The 569-nt window shown below is 44.8% G+C and carries 2 protein-coding genes; both read right to left on the bottom strand.

Annotated elements, in window-relative coordinates; all coding sequences use genetic code 11:
• On the bottom strand, nucleotides 1-192 hold a 192-nt coding region (locus R7Z77_RS27410), incomplete at its 3' end, for an ATP-binding protein (protein ID WP_318137313.1).
• Nucleotides 185-569, bottom strand: a 385-nt coding sequence (locus tag R7Z77_RS27405; protein ID WP_318137312.1) for a PP2C family protein-serine/threonine phosphatase, incomplete at its 5' end; no start/stop codon positions are given. The genes R7Z77_RS27405 and R7Z77_RS27410, both read right to left, overlap by 8 nt.

The raw sequence follows: 569 nt of genomic DNA, 5'->3' as shown, positions 1-569 counted from the left end.
CGGCTCACCTTCCTGCTCATCGTAGGAGTGTATAAAGGCATTGTTCATCACCTCAACTACGCACAATTCGAGGTGTTGGACATCACTTACCAATACCTGATGTTGAAAGAGAAACTCGGCAAGCTGCTTACTCGCCTCACGGGAAGATTTCAGTGAGCTAAGAAACGTTTTTTTAAACTCGTAATCAATCATCCTCACCCTCACATGTCGACGTGTTTGGACCAGACCATTGAAGTTGTAAAAGCGTCAAATCGTCGTCTAGATCTTCCTTCACTTGCCAACGTTTAATACTTTCGACGACAGAAGAAACCTGTGCTTCAAACGGAAGTCCAGAAACGCTCTGTACGTTCGCGATTAAACGATTTACAGAGAAAAGCTCATTGTCGTACCGCGCTTCAACCACACCATCAGAAAAACACCAAATCGAGTCGTTTGCTTCTAACGTAATTTCCCCGCCCTTGTATTGCATTGGTGCTAACGCGCCTACTATAAAATTCTCATCACCAACCATATCAATGGTTGCTTCTGATTGATGTCGCCATAAGAACTTAGGGTGGCCGGCGGTACAA

The organism is Vibrio sp. 1401 (assembly GCF_033340295.1).
Note: the sequence above shows the minus strand (reverse complement) of the source record. Positions and strands in the feature narration are given on the sequence as shown.